Here is a 25,504-nt window from a genome sequence, read left to right as displayed (position 1 = left end):
GAAAGAGTGTGCTCTGTTTATTCATTGGCAAACAAGAACAAACGGAGCACACTCACGATTAAGAGTTGCGTAAATAAGTGGAGGGCTCTTCCATGATCGATGAACTGATTGGTCGATTATCCACTTTTTGACCGATTTTAATCAGATGATCTAAATTTCTTTGATAATCTTCTGCAAACACACATCCGTATAACACATCTAGCAAATAACAGATCGATGTGTTGATGGTAAAGTTACTGATTTTTGAATATAAGCGTTCTCTTGTAGTCATGCGTAATACAGCTGTACTGAGAGAAGAAAGGGTCGAATCTCCAATACTGGTTAGAGCCAAAATGGGAACGTGGATCTCCTGTAAAATGGCTGCTGTACGTAGGATCGTTTTATTTTCTCCAGTATAAGAGATCAAGATTGCACAGGTGTCAGGGGTACAGTTATAGGCTTCGTAGTATGTTTCCCCGAAAGTTGTGACGATTGTGACATCGTGTTTGATCCGTTTCATTTTTAGCATAAAATCTTGAGAAATTAATGTGTTGGAGTTGCTGGAAAAAAGGACGATTTTTTTTGCTCTCAATAAAAGCTGTTTTGCTTTTTGTAGTTCATCGTGATGAAGGAGAGATAATGTATCTTCAATCGTCATCCGTTCCAGAGAAGCAATTTTGTTTGCAATGGTCATGATCCCTTCGTTTTCTAAAAAGGGAAGATTGGCATCGACTTCTTGAAAATTGCCTTCAAGATATTCTGTTTCTGTAACCAAAGCTTCTTTAAAAGTCACCCACCCACTAAAGCCGAGTTTCTTTGCTATCCGTATCAATGTAGAAGGATGAACGTAACATGTTTTGGCAATTTGTTGGATCGTCAATTCATTTAGCTGATGTTCATGCGTTTGAATAAATTCGATAACAACAGTTTCAGATGGTGAAAAAGAGGTTTGTTTTATTTTCTCCTGTAATAACATGTTGCATCTCCTTTGCATTATTTTAGAATTTTGTGTAAATGAATTGTAAACGTTATACACGTTAGTGTCAATTGTTACTAGCCTTATGCGCAGGATTTTTACAAATAAAGCTGTATATAAACGAATATCTGTAAATCAATATTCAAAAAAGCGACAAATTATTGAGATATTTTTTTACAAGAAACATAATATAGTTGTAAAAAAAATGAAGGAGTGAGTCTATGAAGCAAGGAGTCAAGATTGCAACGATTGGCGGAGGAAGTAGCTATACCCCTGAATTGATGGAAGGTTTTATTAAGCGATATGAAGAATTACCTATTAGAGAAATATGGTTAGTCGATGTGGAAGAAGGAAGTGAAAAACTAAGGATCGTCCGTGAAATGTCACAGCGTATGTGGGATGCTTCCCCATATGATGTTCAGATCTATGCGACATTGAACAGAAAAGAAGCATTGAAAGGCGCCGATTTTGTTACCACACAATTTCGCGTTGGTCAGCTTGATGCACGAGTGAAAGACGAACGTATCCCTGCTTACTACGGTATGTTGGGGCAAGAAACGAATGGTGCGGGAGGAATGTTCAAAGCGTTTCGCACGATCCCAGTCGTCTTGGCTATCGTAGAAGAAATGAAAGAGCTTTGTCCGAATGCTTGGCTGATCAACTTTGCTAATCCAAGTGGGATGGTCACAGAAGCAGTTGTGCGTTACGGACACTGGGAAAAAGTCATCGGTCTGTGCAATGTTCCTGTAATGGCTATGATGACGGAACCAGGAATGTTAGGAGAGGAGAAAGAAGATCTTATCTATAAATTTGCTGGTTTGAATCATTTCCATTGGCATAAAGTAGCGGATGCGAAAGGAAATGATCGTACAAATGAGTTGATTGATCGATTGTATGCGGATGATAATGGCTTACCGAAGAATATCTTTGATGTTCCTTTCTTTAAAGAACAATTAAAACAAATGCAAATGATTCCTTGTGGCTACCATCGCTATTACTATCGGGAAGAAGAGATGCTCCATCATGCGTTAGAAGAGTATCGAACGATCGGAACAAGAGCACAACAAGTGAAAGAAACAGAAGCAGAATTATTTGAATTATACAAAGACCCTAAGTTAGACCATAAGCCAGAACAATTACAAAAACGTGGAGGTGCGTATTATTCAGATGCGGCTTGCGAAACGATTGCTTCTATCTATGGGAATAAAGAAACACAAATCGTAGTTTCTACGAAAAATGATGGAGCGGTCCCTGATCTGCCAGCGGATTGTGTAGTTGAAGTGACAGCTTACGTGGGTGCGAATGGGGCCAGAAATGTTGCCTTCGGTTCTTTACCACCTGCAGAAAGAGGCTGGCTCCAATTGATGAAGAACATGGAGTTATTGACGATCGAAGCAGCTGTAACAGGCGATTATGGTACAGTACTCCAAGCCTTTACGATCAACCCGTTGGTCCGTTCTGGCGAGACTGCCAAGCGAATCATGGATGAATTGTTTATTGCCCATGAAGCGTATTTACCACAATTCAAGCAAACGATCGACCGTTTGAAAGAAGAAGGTATTGAAGTGAAAGATGAAGTTGCACGAAATTTAATCAAAGTGATGGAGGAGATATAATGGCATTTAGAAAAGATTTTTTATGGGGCGGAGCTACAGCTGCCAATCAATGTGAAGGTGGCTATGATGAAGGTGGTCGTGGTTTAGCGAATGTCGATGTCGTTCCTATCGGTGAGGATCGATTTTCTGTGATTACTGGTCAAAAAAAGATGTTTGATTTTGATGAGGAACATTTCTATCCTGCAAAAGAAGCAATCGATATGTACCACAACTACAAAGAAGATATCGCACTATTTGCAGAAATGGGTTTCAAAACCTATCGGATGTCCATCGCTTGGAGTCGTATTTTTCCAAAAGGAGATGAAAAGGAACCAAATGAAGAAGGATTAAAATTCTACGAAGATGTATTCAAGGAATGCCAAAAATATGGCATTGAACCCTTGGTGACCATCACACATTTCGATTGCCCAATGCACTTGGTCGAAGAATATGGTGCTTGGCGATCACGGGAACTGATCGGTTTTTATGAAAACCTTTGTCAGGTGATCTTCAATCGTTATAAAGGTTTGGTCCATTATTGGTTAACCTTCAATGAAATCAATATGATCCTCCACGCACCATTTATGGGTGCTGGACTCTACTTTGAAGAAGGCGACAATATTGAACAAATCAAATATCAAGCTGCCCACCATGAATTAGTAGCCAGTGCGATCGCTACGAAGATTGCTCATGAAGTTGATCCAGAAAATAAAGTTGGCTGTATGCTGGCAGCGGGGACCAACTATCCGTTCACGTGTAAACCAGAAGATGTTTGGGCCTCAAGACAGGCAGATCATGAGAACTATTTCTTTATTGACGTTCAATCAAGAGGAGAATATCCGGCATACGCTCTTAAGAAAATGGAACGTGATGGGATCGTGATCGATATGACATCCGAAGATTTGGCACTTTTAAAAGAACATACTGTCGATTTTATTTCATTTTCTTATTACTCTTCACGAGTAGCTACCACTGATCCAGAATTATTGGAACAAACCGCTGGAAACATCTTTGCGTCGGCGAAAAATCCTTATTTAAAAGAAAGTGAATGGGGATGGCAAATCGATCCTTTAGGCTTGCGCATAACGATGAACGATATCTATGATCGCTATCAAAAACCACTATTCATTGTCGAAAACGGCTTAGGTGCAATCGATACTCCAGATGAAAATGGCTACGTTGAAGACGATTATCGTATCGATTATTTGGCACAGCATATCCAAGCGATGAAAGATGCAGTGGAATTAGATGGAATTGATTTGTTAGGCTATACGACTTGGGGATGTATCGATCTAGTTTCTGCAGGAACAGGAGAAATGAAAAAACGTTATGGATTCATTTACGTGGATCGTGATAACTACGGAAATGGAACACTGAAACGTTCAAAGAAAAAATCATTTGACTGGTATCAAAAAGTGATTGCAACAAATGGAGAAGATCTAAGTAATTAAAGATAGTCTTAAAAGTCTATTGTTTTTAAGCTGAATTTTCGAGTATAATAAGTCTATTCGAAATTGTAAGCAGAACAATAGACTTTTTTTGGTATAGGCTGTAAAGTAAGCTTACTTGATTTCTAAATGGAGGAATGTACATATGTATGATGTTATCGTAATTGGTGCGGGACCTGCTGGTATGACTGCGGCATTGTATGCTTCACGTTCAAATCTATCAGTGGCTATGATCGAACAAGGTGCTCCTGGGGGACAAATGAACAATACAGCTGAAGTAGAAAATTATCCAGGCTTCGATTCGATCATGGGACCGGATTTAGCGTATAAAATGTATGAAGGTGTGTCAAGATTTGGCACTGAAAACGTGTATGGTATCGTTCAAGATATCAAAGACCATGGCGATTATAAAGAAGTCATCTGTGAAGACAAAAGCTATGAAGCAAAAACAGTGATCATTGCCACAGGATGTATCCACCGTAAATTAGGCGTTCCAGGCGAAGAAGAATATGCTGGACGTGGCGTTTCTTATTGTGCAGTTTGTGATGGTGCATTTTTCCGCAACAAACGTTTAGTGGTCATCGGTGGAGGAGATTCAGCAGTAGAAGAAGCAATCTACCTTACTCAATTTGCTTCCGAAGTAGTGATCGTTCACCGTAGAGATGAGTTGCGCGCACAAAAAATCATTCAAGATCGAGCTTTTGCAAATGAAAAGATTTCTTTTGTCTGGGATACGGTCACTGATGAAATCATCGGGAATGATATGGTCGTCACAGGAGTCAAAGCTCACAATGTCAAAACAAATGAACCAGTCGAATTAGCGGCTGATGGTGTTTTCATCTATGTGGGACTTGATCCATTAACTGAACCATTCAAAAAAGCAGGATTGACGAATGCAGCAGGTTGGATTCCAACGGATCAAGACATGCGTACAACGATGCCAGGTGTCTTCGCGATCGGCGATGTCCGTGAAAAAGACTTACGTCAAATCACAACAGCTGTTGGAGATGGCGGGATTGCTGGCCAACAAGTGTATAAATATCTTGAATCATTAGGCGAACCAACTGAAGCCTAGGCAAAAAGTATAGCGTTAATTGCTAAAGGTGGGTGCTTAGGCGTCATTTCCTACTTCTATTATTGGTTCCAACAATCGATAAAAAGAATGAAAAATGGATATAATCGAGATTTTGGACCACTCTCTGGCTATTTGTCGGGGGGTGGTCCATTTTATTGGGGATAAACAGATATGTCTGCACAGGAAGTTTATCGATAAATGACTATCTTAAGAAGCGATGTTCCGGCATCGTTTTTTTATTTATAATCAAGTATAGAATTTGGGACAACTCTAAAAATCAGTTTTGCTACAGAATATCGAATAAACGAAAGTCCAAAAGTCAGGTTTTTCGGAAATTTCAAAAAAACGTATTGTTCGTTTTTTTCTCCAATTTCTCAAACCGAAACGATTTCTGTCTCGACCTCTTTTGATATCTACATTTATAGAAACAGGTGGAATCTTTCGCTCAAATGTTTTTTGAGTGATCAGTATAAAAATGGTAATATAGGACGTAATTTAAAGGATAAGAGGAAATCTCACATGAATGGAACAACTGAATTATTAAAAAAACATGTTTCAGTTAGACAATTTTTGGATAAAAAAATCAATGAAGAACAAGTAAAAGAATTGATACTGGCTGCTCAGTCCGCATCTTCTGCAAGTTTTTTACAAGCATACACGATTATTGGTGTAGAGGATGATAAATTAAAAGGGAAGATTGCTGAATTAGCTGGAAATCAGCCTTTTATTTCCGAAGGTAGTCACTTCTTTGTCTTTTGTGCAGATCTGCAAAGATTACATCGGTTATCGCAAGAAAGGAATATTGATATCCAACCAATGCTCGAAGGAGTTGACGCTATTCTAGCAGGGGCGATTGATGCTAGTTTAGCGGCACAAAATATGACTGTTGCAGCAGAATTGATGGGCTTGGGAGTTTGTTATATTGGTGGTATTCGCGATGCTATTGTAGAAATATCTGACCTGCTGGAATTACCAGAATATGTTTTTCCTGTTTTTGGATTAGTTGTAGGTTATCCAAAAGCTAAAAATGAATTGAAACCTAGGATTCCAATGGCGGGTATCTATCATATAGATAAATACAACAAGGATACAGATGAAATCATCAATGAATATGAAGAAATAACAAGACGATATTATACTAACCGTATCGGTAATTCTAGTAATAAAACGTGGGGAGATGGCACAGTAAATAGTTTCCATCGATTGTCTAGAATGGGAATGAAAGACTATCTAAACAAGCAAGGTCTTGCAAAAAAATAGAACCAGATTGTTAAAAAATAGGAGTGTTTTAACTAATTCCTATGGGCTATGAACGTTCATAGAAACAATCGTTTGATTCTACCATGGCATGTGCTGGTGGATAAAGTGAACTAGGTACAAAAATAATTACTACAAAAAATGCTTGAATACCTCTTTTTGAGTGTTTTTCTTTTAATCGTATCAAAACAAAAAACGGTGGTTTTGTCTGAGGATAGGGTATTGTTTTCGTGTCATGCGCTTTTCTATATAAAAAGAGAATGCTATACTAAGGAAGGAACATATTTTAGAAAGAGGTGTTAGCTTCATGTCTTGGGAACAAGTATACGAGCAATGGGCAAATGAAGAAAATTTAGAAGAAAATTTAAAACAACAATTAAATGATCTGCGTCAAGATCCTGAAAAATTGGAAGATGCTTTTTATGCACCATTAGAATTCGGGACAGCTGGCATGCGAGGAATCTTAGGTCCTGGAATCAATCGAATGAACATCTATACGGTTAGACAAGCTACAGAAGGGCTTGCACGTTTCATGGATACACAAGGAACAGAAACAAAAAAACGTGGGGTAGCAATTGCGTATGATTCACGTCATCAATCACCAGAATTTGCAATGGAAGCTGCAAAAACGTTGGCACAACATGATATCCCATCTTTTGTTTTTGAAAGTTTACGACCAACACCTGAGTTGTCTTTTGCGGTCCGTCATTTGAATACGTTTGCGGGTATCATGGTAACAGCTTCACATAACCCTGCAGCTTATAATGGTTATAAAGTATATGGAGAAGATGGTGGGCAAATGCCGCCAGCTGACGCGGACGCATTGACAAAATATGTTCGTGAAGTAAGCAATCCATTGAAAGTAGAAGTACTGGAAGATGAAAAAGCAAAGACAAGTGATTTGATCACGATTATCGGGGAAGAAGTGGATCGTGCTTATCTTGAAGAAATCAAAGCTGTAACGATCGATCAAGAGTTAGTCGAAACAATGGGGAAAGATTTGAAATTAGTGTACACCCCATTACATGGGACAGGTAAGATGCTTGGAGAAAGAGCATTGAAACAAGCTGGTTTTGAACAATTTGTATTAGTACCAGAGCAAGCAATCCCAGATCCAGACTTTACGACAGTCAAATCACCAAATCCAGAAGAACATTCTGCTTTTGAATATGCGATGCGTCTTGGTGAAAAAGAAGACGCAGATTTATTGATTGCTACCGATCCAGATGCCGACCGTTTAGGGGCGGCTGTACGTCAGCCAGACGGTACTTACAAGGTACTGACAGGAAACCAGATCGGTGCATTGTTGGTTCAATACATTCTAGAAGCACATCAATCTCGCGGTACACTTCCTGAAAATGCTGCTGTTCTTAAATCGATTGTTTCTAGCGAATTACCTGCAGCCATTGCAGAAAGCTATGGTGCAAAGATGTTGAATGTTTTAACAGGCTTCAAATTTATCGCAGAAAAAATCCACCAATTTGAAGAAGATCATTCCCAAACTTTCATGTTCGGTTTTGAGGAAAGCTATGGCTATTTAGTGAAACCATTTGTACGGGATAAAGATGCGATCCAAGCATTGCTACTATTAGCAGAAGTTGCTGCTTTCTATAAGAAACAAGGAAAAACATTGTATGATGGATTACAAACGATTTTCGAAAAATATGGGTACTATGCGGAAAAAACGATATCTGTTACCATGAGTGGTCAAGAAGGGTCAGCTAAGATCGCTGCGCTAATGAAACAGTTTCGTGATAATGCACCAACTGAATTTGCCGGTGCTAAGGTCCTTCAAACAGAAGATTTCAAAGAATTGACAAAAACAGACACTGAAGGTAATGGTGAAAAATTGACGACACCACCTTCTGATGTATTGAAATACGTATTGGAGGAAGATGGTTGGATCGCTATTCGTCCTTCAGGAACAGAGCCGAAAATCAAGTTTTATATCGGAGTAAAAGGCGAATCTGCCAAGGATGCTGAAAATAAAATAAACCGGTATGAAGCAACGATCAAAGAAATGACAGAAGAATAAAAAGACTTGAGACTGACAGAAAAAGTGGTAAACTTTAGAAGTCAGTCTTTTTCAATGGAGGTGAACCGATTGTCAGACAACCAGAAAAGCGAAGTAGAAAAAGTCAGTCAGTTGTTTAAAGTATTAAGTGATCCAACCAGATTAAAAATCTTGATCTATTTAAAAGATGGTGAACAAAACGTCACAGCAATCAGCCAAGCAGTTGAAATGGAGCAGTCAGCTGTTTCCCATCAGTTACGTTTGTTAAGAGAAAATCATGTCGTTAAATCACATCGTGAAGGAAAAGCAATCTTGTATAGCTTAGATGACTTCCACGTATTAGATATTTTGGAACAAACATTGAAACACGTTGAACATCAGTAAAAATAGGTGATCTTCACATTTGTTTTGGCTTTAAGCTAAATAGTGTGATAGTCAAATCACTTGGAAGTGTGGGACAAAACTGATTTTTAGTTTTGTCCTCCACTCTTTTTTTGTATGATCAAATAATTTTCCCAAGGTTTTGCTAAATCAGCCATGAACTAGCAAAAGAATTATCCAACCGACATTCGATTAGTCAGTCGAAAACCTAAAAAAATCGCCCCTACGTATCAACTGGGTTCAGTAGATTTAATGGACTTTAATCAAACCAAGAAAGCGATCGAAAATAGTGATATTGTTTATTTCACCGTGGGCTTACCAATGGACTCTGATCTTTGGGAAAACAATTTTCTTAAAATTACTACGAATGTCATTCAGGCTTGCAAAGAATCTAACAGTAAGCTTGTTTTTTTGATAACACGTATATGTATTCCAAAGATAGTACACCACAGAATGAAAATACTAACTATTCACCTGTAGGAAGAAAATCTATCATACGTTCTAGGATGGCAGAATTAATAGTAAGTGAAATGGAAATGGGTCGTTTAAAAGCGGTTATTTATCGCGCACCAGAGTTTTATGGACCAGGTAAAACACAGAGCATCACAAATACGCTGGTACTAAACAAAGTTAAAAGTAACGCTACCGCAATTTTCCCTGTCAATAAAGATACGTCGCGTACATTGATATGGACCCCTGATGCTAGCCGAGCAATGGCACTGATTGGAAATACACCAACAGCCTCTGATCAGATTTGGCATTTGCCTTGTGATGAGCCTCATACCTTTCAGGATATGATCGATATTTCTGAAAAAATAGGCAATAAATCATTGAAGTATAAAGTCATTCCTTTATGGCAATTTAAAGTAGCTAAGCTTTTCAGTAAAAAGGTACGTGAATTAGATGAGTTACTGCCTAGATATGAGGTCGATAATGTTTTTGTATCCGACAAATTTAAAAAGACATTTCCTGATTTTAAAATTACCTCTTTTGAAACAGGAATCTCTCAAATACTCGCTGAAAATAGTTTAAAATGATTATAAAGGAATGTGGGACAAATCTAGAAATCAGTTTTGGTACAGACTCTTGAATAAACGGCTTTTGTCTCGACCTCTTTTATAAATTTAACTAGCAGTACTAGATACTGGTGGACATGTAGGAGGGAAGGGAGGACTTAAAAATGATTGAGGACGTTTAAAATGTTTGGAATCCTATCTTTCTGTCCATACAGAAGTGATCGATGAGGAGAACGAGTAACGTACCAATAAAAATTTGGATAAGTAACAACTGACGACTGAAGAAATCTTGAATTTAAAAAATAAATCTGTATGTATTCAAAAAGAAGAACGAGATTCGGAAGTATTATCCAGATGATATTAGTGGAAAGAGTGTAGGTAGTGACGAACAAGGAAACTATGTAAAAATAAAATTGATCATGATGAAGTACGCCTTATTGCAAAAAAGTTAAAAAGGAAAAATTGCAATGTGATGATAAAAAAATTAAATTGTGATGTGTGGAGCTTTTGTTGAGTAGCAATTAAGTGTGAAAGCAATAGCAATATAAATCAGCGCAGGTTTTCAATAAACGTAAAGAATGTTGCTTTTCTATTTTGATTGATGTTCTGAAAGAAAAAAATGAGTAAAAACGATTGCCATGAAACTATTTTTGTAACTAAGAAATGGAAAGAATTCAATGACAATCTATAATGAAGAAATGCAATATCTATCAGAGAAACTTGGAGATAAAGATAATCTAATTGCTCTTTCAACCATCGCGCTTGAGACAACGGATGATGGCTTACCAAAACCCGTAGTACGATTAGTCGATGCAGTCTATCTTGACGGAGCCTTCTACGTTATATCCTATGCTACTACTAACAAAGTGCGATAGCTGACGGTCAATCCAGCAGTGTTGATTGGTATTGTGGTTGAAAGTTTCACTGCAGAGGGCATAGCCGAAAATCTCGGTTGGGTCAATGACGAAAAAAATGTCCAAATAATGAAAACCGTCCGCAATATTTTTTCCGAATGGTATGAGCAAGCCAACGACGCTAATGACGAAAATACTTGTTTAATCAAGATTCAGCTAATCAAAGGAGTATGGAACTTCCCTCGCGAAGGTATTCGACGAGATATTGATTTTATAAATAAAACCAGCAAACTTTCAAAGAATGAGAACAAATAAGCACCAGTTAAAAATAGGATAATTAATGGTGGACTCACTGATCGATGCAAGACTAAGATCAGTGATTTTTTTGGGAAAACTTGATTTAATAGGATGTCGGCTCACTTTGACATGGTTTTTGACAAGATTTTCTTCCCAAAAAAAGCTATTTTGCTACAATGAAGAAGAAGGGAAGTGGGAAAATGACATTTGGTGAAGGTCTAAAAAAATTACGGGTCTCACAAGATTTGACCCAAGCGCAATTGGCGGAACGGATTTTCGTCACCCGCCAGACGATTTCGAATTGAGAGAATGATAAAGGACAACCGGAATTAGAAAATTTGATTCTCCTCAGTGAACTCTTTCACGTTTCCTTGGATGAATTGATCCAAGCGCCTAATAAAAAAAATAAGCCAGTGGATAAAAGGAAAATTGGTCGGGATTTTTTAATCATCTTCTTGTTTTGGTCAGTAATCATGTTAGCGGTTCAATTAGTGCTCCATCCTTTTTCTATGAAATATGTGCTGATTTATTCCCTAGGAGGTACGTTGATCGTCTCAGAATATTTGCGTCGGACAAAACGGTTGGCAAATGTTTATGCTCAAGGAGAAAATATGTATGACTTGGGAATTTATTTGTGGATTTTTTTTATCGTCATGGATCTGATCATTATTTTGATTCAAAGTGAATATGTACTCTAGGAGGAGAAGAAAATGAAAGGTTTGATACCAGTTACAGCAACTCAAACTGCGGATGGGATCTTTTGGTCCAGTCAAGACCAAAATTATGTCCCTCGGTTATTAAATTATCTCAAAATAGACTATTCAGACTATGAATGGGAAACCGTTCCGGGCTATGATTTGACACCTGAAAAGATCGCTGAATATGAGGCGGTGGCAGTCACTTCCATGTCCCAACGTTATTTCCCGTTGATCAAGCAAGCCAAGCCCTCCATCAAAGCAATCAAAATTGGCGCGGAAGATTTCATGCGACAAATGGCACCAAAGGGAGCGGTCGTCGGTCGAACCACTGGCTATGTATTGGTGGATAATCAAAAGATGAGTCAAAAGAATCAACCGAAAAATCTCATGACCTTCAATTATGAAAATTTGCGGCAAGTGATGCGGGATTATCCGAAGATCTATTGGGAAGTCGTGACTTTTGATGAGCTGAAGGAACGTCTGCAAAAAAATACCAAGAACGTGACAGTCGGTCTCATCCCAAAAACCTACGCCTATGAAAAATACTTACAAACGGGATCTCCTGATGTCACAATTGTGAGGCTAACACCTAAGCAGTTGGAAAAAACACCTGTGGCCTATGAAGCTGCGATGCTCATAACCGGTGCGATAACGATGGTTTTGATGACTTTACGGGTTTTCTTTTGAATTGTATTAAATGAAACTGCTTTTTTAGTTTGATATCAAGTGGAATTTGTTAATTGGTGGATTATGTTAAGGCAATAGTTGGTTAAAATAATATTTTCAAACATGCTAAATTAAGTATGTAGCGATGAGATTTCTAGAAACCCTCTAAAAAATTTATTAAACCCTTCTAGAAATTGGACCTTGGAATAATGGGGATTCCAAGGTCTTTTTAGGATTTAAGAAAATAAATGAGCGTGTAAATACATATAGAGAAATAGTATTATTGTTCTTGAACCATAGATAAGTAACAAGACGAGCTTGGAATAAATCTAAAAATCAGGTTTACTATAGACTCGCGAATAAACGATGTTCAAAAGTCATGTTTTTCGGAAATTTCAAAAAAACGATCGTGGTACAAAAGTAAGAAATACTTTTGTCTCGACCTCATTTTGACCTCTCATGGCTTCAGTAGAGGTTCAATTATGGAATTTATTTCTATCTTTAATTGGTATTTTTCAATTCCATCGTTATTTGTTGCTAACGACTGCTATGTTCAATCAAATGTTGCATGAACTAGTGAGCCTTTTTCTTCAATAGTCAACTGGTCAGGTGTTAAGATGAAAGAAAGAGGTGTAAAAGATGCGCGCGAGCCAAGAAGAATGGGCCCGATGGAAATATTTTGTCATGGCCCGATCACAAAAAGACTATTTAGCGTTGCGCCAGCTTTTTTCTGGTAATCAGTGGTCAGAGACGAAAAACAAGCAATTTTATCAGCAATTGGATATTGTAAAAAGAATGCCGGTTGATCTAAAAGCGAAGAGAAATACATATGAACATGTTTGGGGATATTTTAAAAAGACGGCAACAGCAGACGAAAAACAGCACTTTTTTGGTCTGCTGGATCAATTAACAGAACGTCAGGACGAGGTACTTCCGTATCTAAAATGGCTGGCAGAAAAATACCAAATCATGTATCTTTTAGAATCTCATCTGTTTGATGAGTGCAAATCATTTCCGGATATTCACTAGGACTTTTATAATAAGACGATATGGAGGGATGTACAGATGGAAACACGTGCAATCGTTATAGAAGAATATGGTCATGCAGACCAATTGAAAGAAGGCAGAGTAACTTTACCTGAACTAGGGGCCCATCAAGTGTTAGTCAAAGTCAAAGCTACCTCAGTCAATCCGATTGACTGGAAACTTCGTGAAGGGTATCTAGCACAAATGATGCCTTGGGAATTTCCGATTATTCTAGGTTGGGATGTTGCAGGTGAGATTGCGGCAGTTGGTTCAGAAGTGCAAGATTGGCAAGTCGGCCAAGCAGTATTTGCACGACCAGAGACAACTCGTTTCGGCACCTATGCTGATTTTACGATCGTAGACGATCATTTATTAGCAAAAAAACCTGATTCTGTTTCTTTTGAAGATGCAGCGGCTGTGCCATTAGCAGGGTTGACTGCTTATCAAGCACTATTCACGCATGGAAAATTAAAAGCTGGTGAAAGAGTCTTGATCCATGCGGGTGCTGGTGGAGTCGGTATTTATGCCATTCAATTAGCTAAAAATACGGGCGCTTTTGTCATTACGACTGCTAGTGAAAAGAACCATAAGTTACTAAAAGAACTTGGTGCGGATCAAGTGATTGATTACCATACCACTGACTTTTCAGAAGTATTAGAAGACGTGGACTTAGTCTTCGATACGATGGGTGGAGATATTCAAAAAGCCAGCTTCGAAGTATTGAATCCAAAAGGACGGTTGATCTCAGTCGTTGACCAACCTGATGAAGAATTAGCCAAGAACATTGCGGTGGCAAAAAGTATTTGGCTTCAACCAGACGGCAAACAATTACAAGAAATTGCTGATCTAATGGAAGCAGGAAAAGTTAAAAGCATCGTTGGTCATACGTATCCACTTACAGCAGAAGGTGTGAAGGCTGCTCATGAATTAAGTGCGACTCACCATGCTAAGGGGAAAATCGTTTTAGTAAATGAGTAATCGACCAATCTATGCCACCATAACTATTCCTATCAGTAATGAATTCAATGGAGCAAAAGATAGATAGATTCAAAGAGGTCGAGACAAAAGTCATTTAGGTTTGTCCCATATTCGAGTTTCGACTTATTTTTCTGAAAAGAGTTGCCTTTACTGTTTATCCATGTTTGGCGAGGATGGGACAGAAGTGTTTAACTCCGAGAATAAGAAGAAATTAACGGAAATTGCTTTTCAAATTTTTGTGAATTTCGGCTTATTTAAGAAGGAGTTGCTTCTGCTCCCACCGTTTATTCGTTTTTAAAGAATGAAGCAAAAGTGTTCTTTGCTTTTGTTTTACACTTTTTTAGGGAAATCCTTCTTTGTTCTTTGAATAAGATAAAATTTTGGTGTCTCTGAGGGATGAATGCAGAAGGGGAACAGACATGTCTAGAAGAATGAAAGTTCTATTTTTGAAGGAGGTGCTCCTTTTTTCAGAAAACTCTTTTTTTAATCGGAGAATAAATCGTTCAGGTTTGCTGAACAACCTACTCTATAATAGAAAAATAGTAGTTAAATATTGCATATTAAGGGGTAGATAAGATGAATGACCATGATTCTTTGTCAACAGCGACAGTATCACTAAAGGATAAGGATTCTTTAAACAGACTCAGCATTGCTGTAGAAACACATGATTTCATCGGGATAGATAAATCAGAGAAATTAGAAAAACTAGGGATCATAGACTACGCAGGTGAAATCGCTGGAGAAAAGGATAATAGCCGTGATATGTTGTTACAAAGGGAAAAAAATCCCTATGCTCCTTCCGCTCCACCAGAAGAAATAGATATGATACAAGAAGCCTACAACCCTTATTTTCGAATGCCTAAAAGGGAAATGGATAGTAACCATCACAGTTACCGCCATGAAGAAACTATGAATGAGCCTGAACCTAAAATGAAAGAAACACTTGAATCAGAATTAAAAAAATATTTTTCGTTAAAAAAGAGTCAGATGATTGACAGCGATAAGAGTATACAACCGAATAGCTTAAAAAGCCTAAGAAACAAATTATTCAAGAAACCATTAAAAAATAGAGAAGGAGACAATATAGCTAGTTTCTCTCAAAAAAATGAAAGAAAAGCCGCAACTGCACTACCCTCAACTCAGGAAAATTCACAGCATACAGTCAAAGAACTTACTCGAAAAAGTTATCCATCAAGCAAAAAGCCAAAAAGTCAGGCAAAAGAGGTAATCAGTATATATCGATAGCTTGGAACGAGGGTTGAATGCATACATATAAAAAAACTGATTCACTAAAATTAGTTGAATCAGTTTTTTTGTTCATTTCTCACCAGAGGTTTCGGTACCATAGTAACTATGGTCTTCTAAGTCTAGTGCATTTAAAATCAATGATGCAGTTTCTTCGATTGAAAGGGAGGCGACGTTGATGACCACGCATCCTAGTTTTTTATAAAGATCATTTGCGAAATCTAGTTCAGCTCGGATTTTTTCAATATCAGAATAGGCTGTGTCCGGATTTAGTCCATAGGAACGCATCCGCTCTTTGCGAATGTTATTAAGGATATCCGGATTGTTGGTCAAGCCAACGATTTTTTTCGGATCGATTTCCCAGAGCTGTTTAGGGATATGGGCTTGAGGAATCAGTGGCAAGTTCGCAACTTTCAGGTTCTTATTTGCTAAAAACAAACTTAATGGTGTTTTTGATGTTCGTGATACCCCAAGTAGGACAACATCTGCTTCTAAAAAACCACGGGGATCTTTTCCATCATCATATTTTACAGCAAATTCCATCGCTTTGATCCGTCTAAAATAATTTTCATTCAATAAATGGAGTGCCCCAGGCTGACGTGTCGGTTTGACTCCAGTCAATCGTTCGATTTCTTGGATTGGCGGCGTTATGACGTCAAAACTAAATAGGTCATTTTTCTGGCAAAAATCTCGTGTCATTTCAATCAATTCTTGGTTGATCAAAGTATGGAGGACAAGTGCTTTTTCTTCAAGGGCATCTTCTAAGGCTTGCTGAAGTGCTTCTTTGTCTGTTACAAATGTCCGTCGGAATAAATTGAATTCGACTGATGGATATTGAGCCATAGTTGCTTGCGCTAACTTGGTTGCTGTTTCGCCAGCAGAATCAGAAATGACGAAAAAGGTAACGATCTCTGTTGTCTCAAAAGTCATAGATATAAAACCTCACTTGCATTTTTTTTATCTTTAGTATACCATACTGTGGAACATATACTTCGTAATCATTTTGATTTGGAGGAAACGCCTTGAAAAAGCAAACATTGGTCGAACAATCATTAGAAACATTGAAAAATAACGGATTTAAGTATACGAAGAAGCGCGAAGCGATGTTGACTTACTTAGTAAAACGAAATCGATATGTATCGGCTAAAGAAGTTTTTGATTACATGAATCAGGAGTTCAAAGGGGTCAGTTATGATACAGTTTATCGAAATCTTCATGATTTTTCTGAACTTGATTTATTGGAAGAAACAGATTTGAATGGAGAAATGAAATTTCGCTTTCATTGTTGTCAGGGAGAGATCGGGCACCATCATCACTTTATCTGCACGGTTTGTGGAACAACCAAGGAGATCCATATGTGCCCAATGAATTATTTTCAGGACCAATTAAATGGTTGTACGATCGAAGGCCATCGTTTCGAGATCTTCGGGCGGTGTGAAAACTGTCAATAATTGTTTTAAATAAAATAACATTTGATTATTTAAAAAAAACACAAGATTCCCTTGACGGTCAAAAGAGCTTTAGATATAATATTTACAGGACATTCTTGTTTTTTGGGATTTAAATTTCAATAACAATTACGGTTACTTTTTAAGCTCGGAGGGAGGGAATTAACATGTCAAAAACAGTCGTTCGCAAAAACGAATCACTTGACGATGCTCTTCGTCGCTTCAAACGTTCCGTGTCAAAAGCGGGTACTTTACAAGAATCTCGTAAACGTGAATTCTACGAAAAACCAAGTGTAAAACGTAAGAAAAAATCTGAAGCAGCTAGAAAACGCAAAAAATTCTAGTTCTTTGATGAATTGGGAGTTGGTAGTGTGTCACTACTAAGTAGATTGAACGATGACATGAAGACAGCGATGAAAGCGAAAGATAAAGAATCTTTGCAGGTGATTCGTATGATCAAGTCATCTATTCAAAATGAGCAGATCAAAGAAGGTCACGACTTGACGGAAGATGAAGAACTAACAGTGTTGTCTCGTGAAATGAAGCAACGCCGTGATTCTTTACATGAGTTTGAAGAAGCTGGGCGTGACGATTTGGCTGAAAAAGTGAAAAGTGAAATTGTGATCGTTGAGAAATACATGCCAGAGCAATTATCTGAGGATGATATTCGTCAACTTGTTCAAGAAGCGATTACGCAAACTGGTGCTTCTTCTGTAAAAGAATTTGGTAAAGTCATGGGTGTGATCATGCCTAAAGTCAAAGGAAAAGCAGATGGAAATCAAGTCAATGCAATCGTGAAAGAACTATTACAATCCTAATCTTGTAATTTAAAACTGCGAGCAATTTGTTCGCAGTTTTTTTACTTGGACCGAAAAAGAATGTAGGACAAATCTAAAAAATGAGTTTTGCTACAGATTCTTGAATAAGCGGCGTCCGAAAGTCAGGTTTTTTGGAAATATCAAAAAAGAGGCTGGGATAGAAGTAAGAAACACTTCTGTCCCGACCTTTTTTCTCTCCAATTTCTCAAACTTAAACGACTTTTGTCTCGATCTCTTTGTAGATAGTCCAATCAATTATTTACTTGTTCATTCTCTTTAGTCTTCATCTTTAGCGCTTGGTAACCGTAATAACCTAATTGACTGATTAGATAACCCAATAAGGTAGGAACGACCCAACCTAATCCAAGTGAAGCTAGTGGTACATGATGATGATAGAAAGCCAGTAGAGCAGCAACAACAGATTGCTGTCTGACTAGTGCAGGAGAATTGGCGAACATATCTAGAATAGCTGGTACAGCTGTAAAGAGCATCGTCACTTGATAGATGACTGGATTTCTTTGGAAAAATCTGGCGGTCAATGATAGTAAGATCAATGCAAGAGAAAGTGGATAAAGGAGCATCAATACAGGTAAAGACCATTGGATGATATTGTCTAATCCAGCATTAGCTACAACAAAGGAAACAAATGTAGTGAGACGTAACCAAGTAAGGTAGCTGACCTTAGGAAATAGTTTATGGAAATCTTGGGTAAAAGAAACGACTAATCCCATCGCGGTAGTAAATACGCCTAAAGTGACCATGACTCCTAAAAAGACAGCACCAAAGTTTCCTAAATAGTATTGAACGATTTGTGAAAGAGCTGTACCTCTGTTTTCGGATAATGTTAACTTGTTTAAGCTCATCGCCCCTAAAAGGACAAGTCCAAAATAGATGACTACTTCAAATGTAACACTAAGAGTACCTGCTTTGGCAGTCAGCAAGGTTACCTGTCTATTTTTTAATCCCAAATCACGAACAGCGTGTACAAAGGTAACACTTAGCGCGAGTAAAGCAACAGCATCGACTGTATTGTAGCCTTCTAGGACACCATTTGTTAAAGCGTTCGATTGATAAGCAGTATCGGCAGCTTGATGGAGGCCACCCATAGGATGGATGAAGGCAACGAAAAAAATGACTGCTAATAAGACGAGAAAGATTGTGTTTAAATATTTTCCTACATATTTAACGAGGCGTGTAGGATGAACGGTCAATAAATAGGCACATAAGAAGAATAACGCAGAGAACACGAGCATGTCGATCGTAGTGAATTTTTCTGGAAGAAATGGTTTTGCGGCCATTTCAAAAGCAGTAGCGGCAGTACGAGGTGTACCAAAAAAAGGACCGATCGTTAGATGGACAAGTACAAGAAATAAAGCAGCGTACCATTTGCCGACTGGTTTGGCTAGATCATATAAGCCATCGCTGTTCGTCACTACGACTGCCAGAATCGCTAGAAGTGGGAATAATGCACCAGAAATAGCAAAGCCGACACTGGCATTCAACCAGTTTTGACCTGCAAGTTGACCAAGGTGGACTGGGAAAATCAGATTACCTGATCCAAAAAACATGCCGAAGATGAGAGAACTGACGACTAGAAGTTGTTTCCAAGAATAAGTTTTTGCTTTGTTCATTAATAATTCCTCCGATAATAAAAAATAGATAAATGAATGTTTGTTTTGTGCTTCGAATCTCACTAATGTCAGTTTCCATGGGAACCACCACCTTGAAAGAAAATAAAAAAGAGCCCTTTTCCACTTGGGAAAAGGGCTCTAAATAACTAGAACGGTACCACCTTTTTTAGCTTGAATAAGCTGTCTATTTTCACGGACGCTTTTTTGTAAAAGTTATCCGCTAGCCTGATAATGGTGGCAGCCACGATGCTCTACGTTTTCGACATCGACTCGGAAATGATATTCGCTCACTCGATTTATTGTCATTTTTCACTTACATGACTCACTGGGAATAAATACTTGAGTTGCTACTGTTTTCCTCTACGTTTTATGTGTTATCTAATTTATTGAAGCTATGATACTATCACTTATTTTAAAAAGCAAGATTAAATTTACGAATAAACTATTTTTTTGATTTTCAAAATAAGATGTTTTTGTGTGAGGAGCGTGAGACAAAAGTAAGAAACACTTCTGTCCCAGCCTCGAATGGGAAAAGGGACAACGTAATATTTTTATGCTGAATATCTGAGTAGGGGATTGTTATTTTTCCTGAGATATCCCAAGAAGTTAAGAAATAGAAGGCTTTGGGCAGTTTCCTTTTTATTTGCTATATAGTTTTTCTCGGATATGGTAAAATAGGAAAGAATGATTTGAAATAAAGGAGATGTCTATTTTTGACAGAAGCGTCCAGTTCTTTAGAGATTAGATTAACTGCTACTGATGATGTCAGTATGCTTTTAGGTGCACATGATAAACATATAAAATTGATCGAGGAAATGACCGAGAGCACTATCCATACAAGAGGAGAAATGATCCAAATCATTGGAGAAGAGCCAGGTCTCTCATTAGCCGCTGAAGTGATCCGTACGTTACAAGAGTTGATCAAACGAGGGATCCATATCAGCACACCTGATGTAGTGACTGCTTTAAAAATGGGTCAAAAAGGGACCTTAGGTTATTTTGTAGAAATGTATGAAGAAGAAATCGTCAAGGACCGCAATGGAAAACCGATTAGAGTGAAAAATAGTGGCCAAAAGAAATACGTTGAAGCGGTCGCTAAACATGATATCGTGTTTGGCGTAGGACCAGCCGGAACAGGGAAAACATTTCTTGCGGTCGTGCTAGCGATAGCAGCGTTGAAAAAAGGCGAGGTCCAAAAAATCATTTTGACTCGTCCAGCAGTCGAAGCAGGTGAGAATCTAGGCTTTCTACCTGGAGATTTAAAGGAAAAAGTAGATCCCTATCTGCGTCCAGTATACGATGCGCTTTATCAGATCTTTGGATTGGATCATACGAATCGGTTGATGGAGCGTGGAGTTATCGAAATAGCTCCGTTAGCCTATATGCGTGGGCGAACATTAGATGACGCATTTGTAATTTTAGATGAAGCGCAGAATACGACAGTGGCACAAATGAAGATGTTTTTGACCCGTTTAGGCTATCAGTCTAAAATGATCATCAACGGTGACACAAGCCAAATCGATTTGCCGAGAGGTACACAAAGTGGGCTTGTTCATGCTGAACGAACATTGAAGCAAATCAAGAAAATTGCATTTGTCAATTTTGAAGCAAGTGATGTTGTTCGTCACCCTGTTGTAGCAGAAATCATCAAAGCTTATGAAAAAGCAGATCTTCATCAAGAGTAGGGCTTAGGAGGATAAGCATATGTTGAACAAGATACTACAACAATTACAAGCAAAACTGGGAAAGGCTGCAATGCCTTTCTTGTTGTTTTTGTTTTTCATCATCATCTGTGGGGTCACTTTCAGTAGTGTAAAGCAAAAGGCAAATGATTTTAAAGAAGGTCAAGTAGCTGAGGAGAGTATCCGGGCGAATAAAACCATCGAAAATACGGAAGAAACGGAACAAAAGCGAAAATTAGCAGCAGAAGCTGTTACGCCAGAGTATACGTATCAACAGGATCTAGTCGATGATCAGAATAACCGGATCAACCAACTGTTTGATTTGATCGAAAAAACGAATGATTCCATTGACAAAACATATAAAGACAACGTAGAAAAATCAAAAGATAACGAAAACGTACCAAAGCCTACGATCGATGAACGGATCGCTGCCCTAAAGAAAAATTTTGAAAGTGTGAATGCAGAAAATGTGGCATTCTTCCAGAAGCTACCGACTAATTTCTACACAAAAATATTTGGGATGACAGAAAGTCAGATCAATGAAGTTCGCGATGAAAGTTTAAAACTGATCGATGAACAAATGAGTAAACAAGTACGAGAAAGTGACTTAGAAGCCTTCAAACAAGAGGCAGAGGATCAGATCCAGTACTTGAATGTTTCTACCGATCAGCAACAAATGATCCATTATCTAGTGGATCAAGGAATCGTTGTAAATGACGTGCTGAATGAAAAGAAAACTGAAGAGTTGAAACAAGCAGCTAGAGAAGCAGTTCAGCCAGTCATGATCTACCAAGGAGAAATCATTGTCCGTGAAGGAAACCAAATCGATTCGGCAGCAATGAAAAAACTTGAACTTTTAGGTCTGACAAATCAAACGACATCGATTTTTCCATTAGTTGCGATGATTTTAGCTGTTCTTTTGCAAATTGCTGTATTATTCTATAACTCGATGCAGTATCATGAAGCAGCCAAAAGAACGGAATATGTTCTTTTTTATGTGACGGTGATGTCCCTCAGTGTTCTATTAATGAAATTTTTCCAATTGTTCCAAACCGAGCAAGCAGCTTATATCCCGCTATTTTATCCTGCGGCGTTTGCACCTTTAGTGTTGAATGTTTTCTTGAATCGGCGTTCAGGGATCATTGCGGCTTTGTTCCAAACAGTTACTGCTTTGTTCATCTATTATGATTCGATCGGGACGAACTTTTTGACAGCGATATTGATGTCCTATTTGTTTAGCGGGCTGTTAGCAACTGTCTTAAAACGGCAACGGGTTTCTGAACAATGGGTTTCAGCCATGATCTGGGTGATTATCTTTCCACTACTGATGGATATTGTATTGATCATTTATCAAGGTATGAGTTTTAACGATGGTACCACATGGTTGATGCTGGTATGCGGATTTATGGGTACGTTGCTGTCCTATCTGTTGACGATGGGCTTACATCCATATATTGAATTGATGGTCAATGACGATAGCGTCATCGTACTAAATGAATTGAGTAATCCAAATCATCCGTTACTGAAGCAGTTGTTAGAAGAAGCACCAGGTACATATCATCATAGTATGATGGTCGCTAACCTAAGTGCAAATGCAGTCGCTGATATCGGCGGTCGTTCTTTATTGACGCGAGTAGCCTGCTATTATCATGATATCGGCAAAATCAAACATGCCAGTTTCTTTGTGGAAAATTTACCATCAGGTGCAGAAAATCCTCATAATTTTCTATTACCAGAGGATAGCAAACAAATCATTTTTGGTCATGTAACTGATGGCGCTAAAATTTTAGAAGAGTATGAGATGCCACAGATGGTGATCGATATTTGTCGTCAGCATCACGGGACTACGTTAATGAAATATTTTTATATCAAAGCAAAAGAACGGAATCCAGAAGTGTCGGAAGAGCAATTCCGTTACCCAGGTCCAAAACCACAAACAAGAGAAGCAGGGATCGTCAACATTGCCGATAGCTGTGAAGCAGCTGTTCGTGCGATGGATCATCCTACAGGAGAAAAAATCGAACAGTTTGTTCATAATTTGATCGAAGAACGTATTTCTGATGGACAGCTTGATGATAGTGGATTAACACTGAAAGAAATTCGCAAAGTTGAAAAATCATTGATCAGTGGTTTGAGTAGTACCTTCCATTCAAGAATCAAGTATCCTAAAATGAAATCAGAAGCGGAAAAAATGAAAGAAGAAGTCGAAAAAACAGAAGATTAGTAAGGGAAAGAAGCGATAATAATGGACATTACATTTATGGATGAAACAGAAAAAGTTTCAGAAGAAAAAATCAAAGAAATTGAGGATCTGCTTCAATTTGCTGCCTCACACTTGAATTTGCCAGAGGAAACAGAAATGTCTGTTACTTTTATGGATAATGCCGCAATCCAAGAAATCAATCGCGTATATCGTGGGAAAGATGCACCCACAGATGTCATCAGTTTTGCGTTGGAAGAAGAAGGGGAAGATGAAATTCCTGTGATCTTTGAAGATGGGGATAATCCGATGCCACGAGTACTGGGAGATATCATGATCTCAATCGAGCGAGCAGCTGAACAAGCAGAAGAATACGGGCATTCGTACGATCGGGAACTAGGATTTTTGGCGGTACATGGTTTCTTGCATATCAACGGCTATGACCATATTACGCCAGAAGATGAGAAAGAGATGTTTGGCTTACAGAAAGAGATATTGGATGCGTATGGACTTAAAAGATAAGAATATAGAAAAAAATGTTGAAAAGAATAAACACTTTTTGATGTCAGTAGAGTTTGCGCTTCAAGGCGTCAAAACTGTATTTGATGAAGAGCGCAACATGAAAAAACATGTGGTATTCGGTTTGTTCGCGTTACTTATGGGGATCGTTTTTCAGCTAAGTATCAGTGAATGGTTATGGTTACTTCTAGCCGTGTTTTTAGTGTGGATCGTTGAGATCATCAACACAGTTTTTGAAAATGTTGTCGATATGTTCACTGACTTTCATTTCCATCCCATTGGGAAAAAGATCAAGGATATGGCAGCTGGTGCGGTTCTTGTAACAGCTTGCTTTGCCGTGATCGTTGGACTTATCTTATTTGTCCCTAAAATCTATCAATTGTTTTTTTAATTAAAGGAGAAAATTATGACAGAACATAAATCAGGATTTGTAGCAATCGTTGGGCGCCCAAATGTTGGGAAATCAACGCTATTAAATCGGATCGTTGGTCAAAAAATTGCGATCATGAGTGACAAAGCACAAACGACCAGAAATAAAATCCAGGGAGTCTATACGACACCAGAGGCGCAGCTGATATTTATCGACACACCTGGTATCCACAAACCAAAATACCGCTTAGGCGATTTCATGGTTGAAGCAGCTTACAGTGCGTTAAGAGAAGTAGATGCTGTGTTATTTATGATCAGTGCGGATCAGAAGCGCGGACGCGGAGATGACTTCATTATCGAACGTTTAAAAAATGTTCATTCACCAGTGTACCTAGTCATCAATAAAATCGACAAAGTTCATCCAGATGAGTTGTTAGGCATCATCGAAGATTATTCGACACAGATGGAATTTGCACAAGTGATACCAATTTCCGCTACTGAAGGAAACAACGTAGAACGTTTGATGGAGGTTCTGGTTGACGAAATGCCTGAAGGTCCTCAATACTTCCCTGATGACCAAGTAACAGATCATCCAGAATACTTTATTGTTTCAGAATTGATCCGAGAAAAAGTATTAGTCTTAACTAGAGATGAAGTCCCACATTCAGTCGCTGTTGTGATCGACTTGATGAAACGAAATGAGAATGACAAGGTACAGATCCAAGCAACGATCATTGTGGAACGTGACAGTCAAAAAGGGATCATTATCGGTAAAGGCGGTAAGATGCTGAAACAGATCGGCACGAAAGCCAGAAAAGATATTGAAAATCTTTTAGGCGATAAAGTATACCTTGAATTGTGGGTAAAAGTCCAAAAAGATTGGCGTGACAAACAAGTCTACTTGCAAGATTTTGGGTACCGTAAGGACGAGTATTAAATCGGTTCGTTCATCAATGGATAAAGAGGAGGTCGAGACAAAAGTCGTTTAGGTTTGAGAAATTGGAGAGAAAAGAGAGTGGGACAAAAGTAAGAAACACTTTTGTCTCATGCTTTAAAAACGAATAAACGGCGGGAGCAGAAGCAACTCCTTCGGAAATAAGCCGAAATTCACAAAAATTTGAAAAGCAATTTCCGTTAATTTCTTCTTATTTCTCGGAGTTAAACACTTCTGTCCCAGCCTCTTTTTGAAATTTCCGAAAAACCAGACTTTTGGCCGCCGTTTATTCGAGAGTCTGTGGAAAACCTGATTTTTAGTTTTGCCCCACACTCCTCTAAACATGATTTACTTAATGATGGTCGCTAGTAATAGCTGTCCGTTCAATATACAAGAAA

General features: G+C 38.3%; 25 protein-coding genes and 2 pseudogenes. 24 read left to right on the top strand and 3 right to left on the bottom strand.

Annotated features, from left to right (window positions below; genetic code table 11):
- Positions 1–58 precede the first annotated feature (58 nt).
- Entirely contained in the window at positions 59–955 is an 897-nt protein-coding gene (locus IGI47_RS10585; protein ID WP_005880364.1) for a MurR/RpiR family transcriptional regulator, read from the bottom strand.
- A gap of 221 nt (positions 956–1,176) precedes the next feature.
- Between IGI47_RS10585 and IGI47_RS10580 the strand changes: the two genes are divergently transcribed.
- From IGI47_RS10580 to IGI47_RS10505, 16 genes and pseudogenes are all read left to right on the top strand, one after another.
- Positions 1,177–2,571 (top strand): 6-phospho-beta-glucosidase, encoded by a 1,395-nt coding sequence (locus IGI47_RS10580; RefSeq protein ID WP_438784178.1) that lies wholly within the window; start codon positions 1,177–1,179, stop codon positions 2,569–2,571.
- A complete protein-coding gene (locus tag IGI47_RS10575; RefSeq protein ID WP_005880359.1) occupies positions 2,571–4,001 on the top strand; it encodes a 6-phospho-beta-glucosidase in 1,431 nt (476 codons plus the stop codon). The genes IGI47_RS10580 and IGI47_RS10575 overlap by 1 nt, the downstream gene beginning before the upstream one ends.
- A gap of 118 nt (positions 4,002–4,119) precedes the next feature.
- Positions 4,120–5,073 (top strand): thioredoxin-disulfide reductase, encoded by a 954-nt coding sequence (gene trxB / locus IGI47_RS10570; RefSeq protein ID WP_311929661.1) that lies wholly within the window; start codon positions 4,120–4,122, stop codon positions 5,071–5,073.
- A 519-nt stretch (positions 5,074–5,592) separates the two neighbouring features.
- The gene (nfsA, locus tag IGI47_RS10565; protein WP_438784177.1) at positions 5,593–6,333 is read left to right on the top strand and encodes an oxygen-insensitive NADPH nitroreductase; all 741 of its coding nucleotides are present in this window, start codon (positions 5,593–5,595) and stop codon (positions 6,331–6,333) included.
- Between the two features lie 304 nt (positions 6,334–6,637).
- Positions 6,638–8,365, top strand: a complete 1,728-nt coding sequence (locus IGI47_RS10560) for a phospho-sugar mutase (RefSeq protein WP_438784176.1) — start codon at positions 6,638–6,640, stop codon at positions 8,363–8,365.
- Between the two features lie 69 nt (positions 8,366–8,434).
- Positions 8,435–8,728 (top strand): ArsR/SmtB family transcription factor, encoded by a 294-nt coding sequence (locus tag IGI47_RS10555; protein WP_005880349.1) that lies wholly within the window; start codon positions 8,435–8,437, stop codon positions 8,726–8,728.
- Positions 8,729–8,911: 183 nt separating this feature from the next.
- A pseudogene (locus IGI47_RS10550) lies at positions 8,912–9,762 on the top strand (NAD-dependent epimerase/dehydratase family protein).
- Positions 9,763–9,928: 166 nt separating this feature from the next.
- Positions 9,929–10,193: pseudogene (locus IGI47_RS10545) on the top strand (hypothetical protein).
- A gap of 225 nt (positions 10,194–10,418) precedes the next feature.
- Entirely contained in the window at positions 10,419–10,616 is a 198-nt protein-coding gene (locus IGI47_RS10540) for a hypothetical protein (RefSeq protein WP_311929407.1), read from the top strand.
- Between the two features lie 18 nt (positions 10,617–10,634).
- On the top strand, positions 10,635–10,910 hold the full coding sequence (locus tag IGI47_RS10535) for a hypothetical protein (protein WP_438784175.1): 276 nt from the start codon (positions 10,635–10,637) through the stop codon (positions 10,908–10,910).
- A 182-nt stretch (positions 10,911–11,092) separates the two neighbouring features.
- Positions 11,093–11,197 (top strand): helix-turn-helix transcriptional regulator, encoded by a 105-nt coding sequence (locus tag IGI47_RS10530; protein WP_438784174.1) that lies wholly within the window; start codon positions 11,093–11,095, stop codon positions 11,195–11,197.
- A gap of 33 nt (positions 11,198–11,230) precedes the next feature.
- Positions 11,231–11,590: a hypothetical protein gene (locus IGI47_RS10525; protein ID WP_438784172.1), complete on the top strand. Its 360-nt coding sequence runs from the start codon at positions 11,231–11,233 to the stop codon at positions 11,588–11,590.
- A gap of 12 nt (positions 11,591–11,602) precedes the next feature.
- A complete protein-coding gene (locus tag IGI47_RS10520) occupies positions 11,603–12,277 on the top strand; it encodes a hypothetical protein (protein WP_438784170.1) in 675 nt (224 codons plus the stop codon).
- A 618-nt stretch (positions 12,278–12,895) separates the two neighbouring features.
- Complete coding sequence (locus IGI47_RS10515; RefSeq protein WP_311929402.1) at positions 12,896–13,285, top strand: YbgA family protein; 390 nt, start codon at positions 12,896–12,898, stop codon at positions 13,283–13,285.
- A 36-nt stretch (positions 13,286–13,321) separates the two neighbouring features.
- Complete coding sequence (locus IGI47_RS10510) at positions 13,322–14,260, top strand: NADP-dependent oxidoreductase (RefSeq protein ID WP_311929400.1); 939 nt, start codon at positions 13,322–13,324, stop codon at positions 14,258–14,260.
- A 576-nt stretch (positions 14,261–14,836) separates the two neighbouring features.
- Positions 14,837–15,505, top strand: a complete 669-nt coding sequence (locus IGI47_RS10505) for a hypothetical protein (RefSeq protein WP_311929398.1) — start codon at positions 14,837–14,839, stop codon at positions 15,503–15,505.
- A 72-nt stretch (positions 15,506–15,577) separates the two neighbouring features.
- Here the strand turns inward: IGI47_RS10505 and IGI47_RS10500 are convergent, their stop codons facing one another.
- Complete coding sequence (locus IGI47_RS10500) at positions 15,578–16,435, bottom strand: pyruvate, water dikinase regulatory protein (RefSeq protein ID WP_311929396.1); 858 nt, start codon at positions 16,433–16,435, stop codon at positions 15,578–15,580.
- Positions 16,436–16,527: 92 nt separating this feature from the next.
- On the opposite strand from IGI47_RS10500, the gene IGI47_RS10495 reads away from it, so the two are divergent.
- The 3 genes from IGI47_RS10495 (at position 16,528) to IGI47_RS10485 (ending at position 17,771) form a co-directional block, all read left to right on the top strand.
- Positions 16,528–16,956 (top strand): Fur family transcriptional regulator, encoded by a 429-nt coding sequence (locus IGI47_RS10495; protein WP_311929395.1) that lies wholly within the window; start codon positions 16,528–16,530, stop codon positions 16,954–16,956.
- A 164-nt stretch (positions 16,957–17,120) separates the two neighbouring features.
- Complete coding sequence (gene rpsU, locus IGI47_RS10490) at positions 17,121–17,297, top strand: 30S ribosomal protein S21 (protein ID WP_002356740.1); 177 nt, start codon at positions 17,121–17,123, stop codon at positions 17,295–17,297.
- Positions 17,298–17,324: 27 nt separating this feature from the next.
- Positions 17,325–17,771, top strand: coding sequence for a GatB/YqeY domain-containing protein (locus IGI47_RS10485; protein WP_005880329.1), 447 nt, complete (start codon positions 17,325–17,327; stop codon positions 17,769–17,771).
- 251 nt (positions 17,772–18,022) lie between these two features.
- Here IGI47_RS10485 and brnQ read toward each other — a convergent pair whose 3' ends face one another.
- Positions 18,023–19,402 carry a branched-chain amino acid transport system II carrier protein gene (brnQ, locus tag IGI47_RS10480; protein ID WP_438784168.1) on the bottom strand — a complete coding sequence of 460 codons (1,380 nt, stop codon included), beginning with the start codon at positions 19,400–19,402 and terminating at the stop codon, positions 18,023–18,025.
- A gap of 713 nt (positions 19,403–20,115) precedes the next feature.
- On the opposite strand from brnQ, the gene IGI47_RS10475 reads away from it, so the two are divergent.
- From IGI47_RS10475 to era, 5 genes are read left to right on the top strand one after another with little or no spacing between them, the layout of a single operon-like run.
- Positions 20,116–21,087 (top strand): PhoH family protein, encoded by a 972-nt coding sequence (locus IGI47_RS10475; RefSeq protein WP_438784167.1) that lies wholly within the window; start codon positions 20,116–20,118, stop codon positions 21,085–21,087.
- A gap of 19 nt (positions 21,088–21,106) precedes the next feature.
- Complete coding sequence (locus tag IGI47_RS10470; RefSeq protein WP_311929389.1) at positions 21,107–23,308, top strand: HD family phosphohydrolase; 2,202 nt, start codon at positions 21,107–21,109, stop codon at positions 23,306–23,308.
- A 21-nt stretch (positions 23,309–23,329) separates the two neighbouring features.
- Positions 23,330–23,806 (top strand): rRNA maturation RNase YbeY, encoded by a 477-nt coding sequence (ybeY, locus tag IGI47_RS10465; protein ID WP_438784166.1) that lies wholly within the window; start codon positions 23,330–23,332, stop codon positions 23,804–23,806.
- Positions 23,790–24,194 carry a diacylglycerol kinase family protein gene (locus IGI47_RS10460; RefSeq protein ID WP_311929659.1) on the top strand — a complete coding sequence of 135 codons (405 nt, stop codon included), beginning with the start codon at positions 23,790–23,792 and terminating at the stop codon, positions 24,192–24,194. The genes ybeY and IGI47_RS10460 overlap by 17 nt, the downstream gene beginning before the upstream one ends.
- Before the next feature lie 15 nt (positions 24,195–24,209).
- Entirely contained in the window at positions 24,210–25,109 is a 900-nt protein-coding gene (gene era / locus IGI47_RS10455) for a GTPase Era (RefSeq protein ID WP_438784165.1), read from the top strand.
- The last annotated feature ends 395 nt before the right edge of the window (positions 25,110–25,504 follow it).

This window comes from Enterococcus sp. AZ191, from assembly GCF_051713845.1.
Taxonomy (GTDB): Bacteria; Bacillota; Bacilli; order Lactobacillales; family Enterococcaceae; genus Enterococcus_B; species Enterococcus_B durans.
The sequence above is the reverse complement of the archived record's forward strand: the minus strand, read 5'-3'. Positions and strand labels throughout refer to the sequence as shown.

Coding starts and splice junctions, on each gene's coding strand:
- IGI47_RS10500 (WP_311929396.1), bottom strand. CDS start 16,435: ATGACTTTTGAGACAACAGAGATCGTTACCTTTTTCGTCATTTCTGAT.
- IGI47_RS10585 (WP_005880364.1), bottom strand. CDS start 955: ATGTTATTACAGGAGAAAATAAAACAAACCTCTTTTTCACCATCTGAA.
- ybeY (WP_438784166.1), top strand. CDS start 23,330: ATGGACATTACATTTATGGATGAAACAGAAAAAGTTTCAGAAGAAAAA.
- IGI47_RS10560 (WP_438784176.1), top strand. CDS start 6,638: ATGTCTTGGGAACAAGTATACGAGCAATGGGCAAATGAAGAAAATTTA.
- IGI47_RS10515 (WP_311929402.1), top strand. CDS start 12,896: ATGCGCGCGAGCCAAGAAGAATGGGCCCGATGGAAATATTTTGTCATG.
- nfsA (WP_438784177.1), top strand. CDS start 5,593: ATGAATGGAACAACTGAATTATTAAAAAAACATGTTTCAGTTAGACAA.
- IGI47_RS10520 (WP_438784170.1), top strand. CDS start 11,603: ATGAAAGGTTTGATACCAGTTACAGCAACTCAAACTGCGGATGGGATC.
- IGI47_RS10575 (WP_005880359.1), top strand. CDS start 2,571: ATGGCATTTAGAAAAGATTTTTTATGGGGCGGAGCTACAGCTGCCAAT.
- era (WP_438784165.1), top strand. CDS start 24,210: ATGACAGAACATAAATCAGGATTTGTAGCAATCGTTGGGCGCCCAAAT.
- IGI47_RS10505 (WP_311929398.1), top strand. CDS start 14,837: ATGAATGACCATGATTCTTTGTCAACAGCGACAGTATCACTAAAGGAT.
- rpsU (WP_002356740.1), top strand. CDS start 17,121: ATGTCAAAAACAGTCGTTCGCAAAAACGAATCACTTGACGATGCTCTT.
- IGI47_RS10530 (WP_438784174.1), top strand. CDS start 11,093: ATGACATTTGGTGAAGGTCTAAAAAAATTACGGGTCTCACAAGATTTG.
- brnQ (WP_438784168.1), bottom strand. CDS start 19,402: ATGAACAAAGCAAAAACTTATTCTTGGAAACAACTTCTAGTCGTCAGT.
- IGI47_RS10540 (WP_311929407.1), top strand. CDS start 10,419: ATGACAATCTATAATGAAGAAATGCAATATCTATCAGAGAAACTTGGA.
- IGI47_RS10470 (WP_311929389.1), top strand. CDS start 21,107: ATGTTGAACAAGATACTACAACAATTACAAGCAAAACTGGGAAAGGCT.
- IGI47_RS10580 (WP_438784178.1), top strand. CDS start 1,177: ATGAAGCAAGGAGTCAAGATTGCAACGATTGGCGGAGGAAGTAGCTAT.
- IGI47_RS10510 (WP_311929400.1), top strand. CDS start 13,322: ATGGAAACACGTGCAATCGTTATAGAAGAATATGGTCATGCAGACCAA.
- IGI47_RS10460 (WP_311929659.1), top strand. CDS start 23,790: ATGGACTTAAAAGATAAGAATATAGAAAAAAATGTTGAAAAGAATAAA.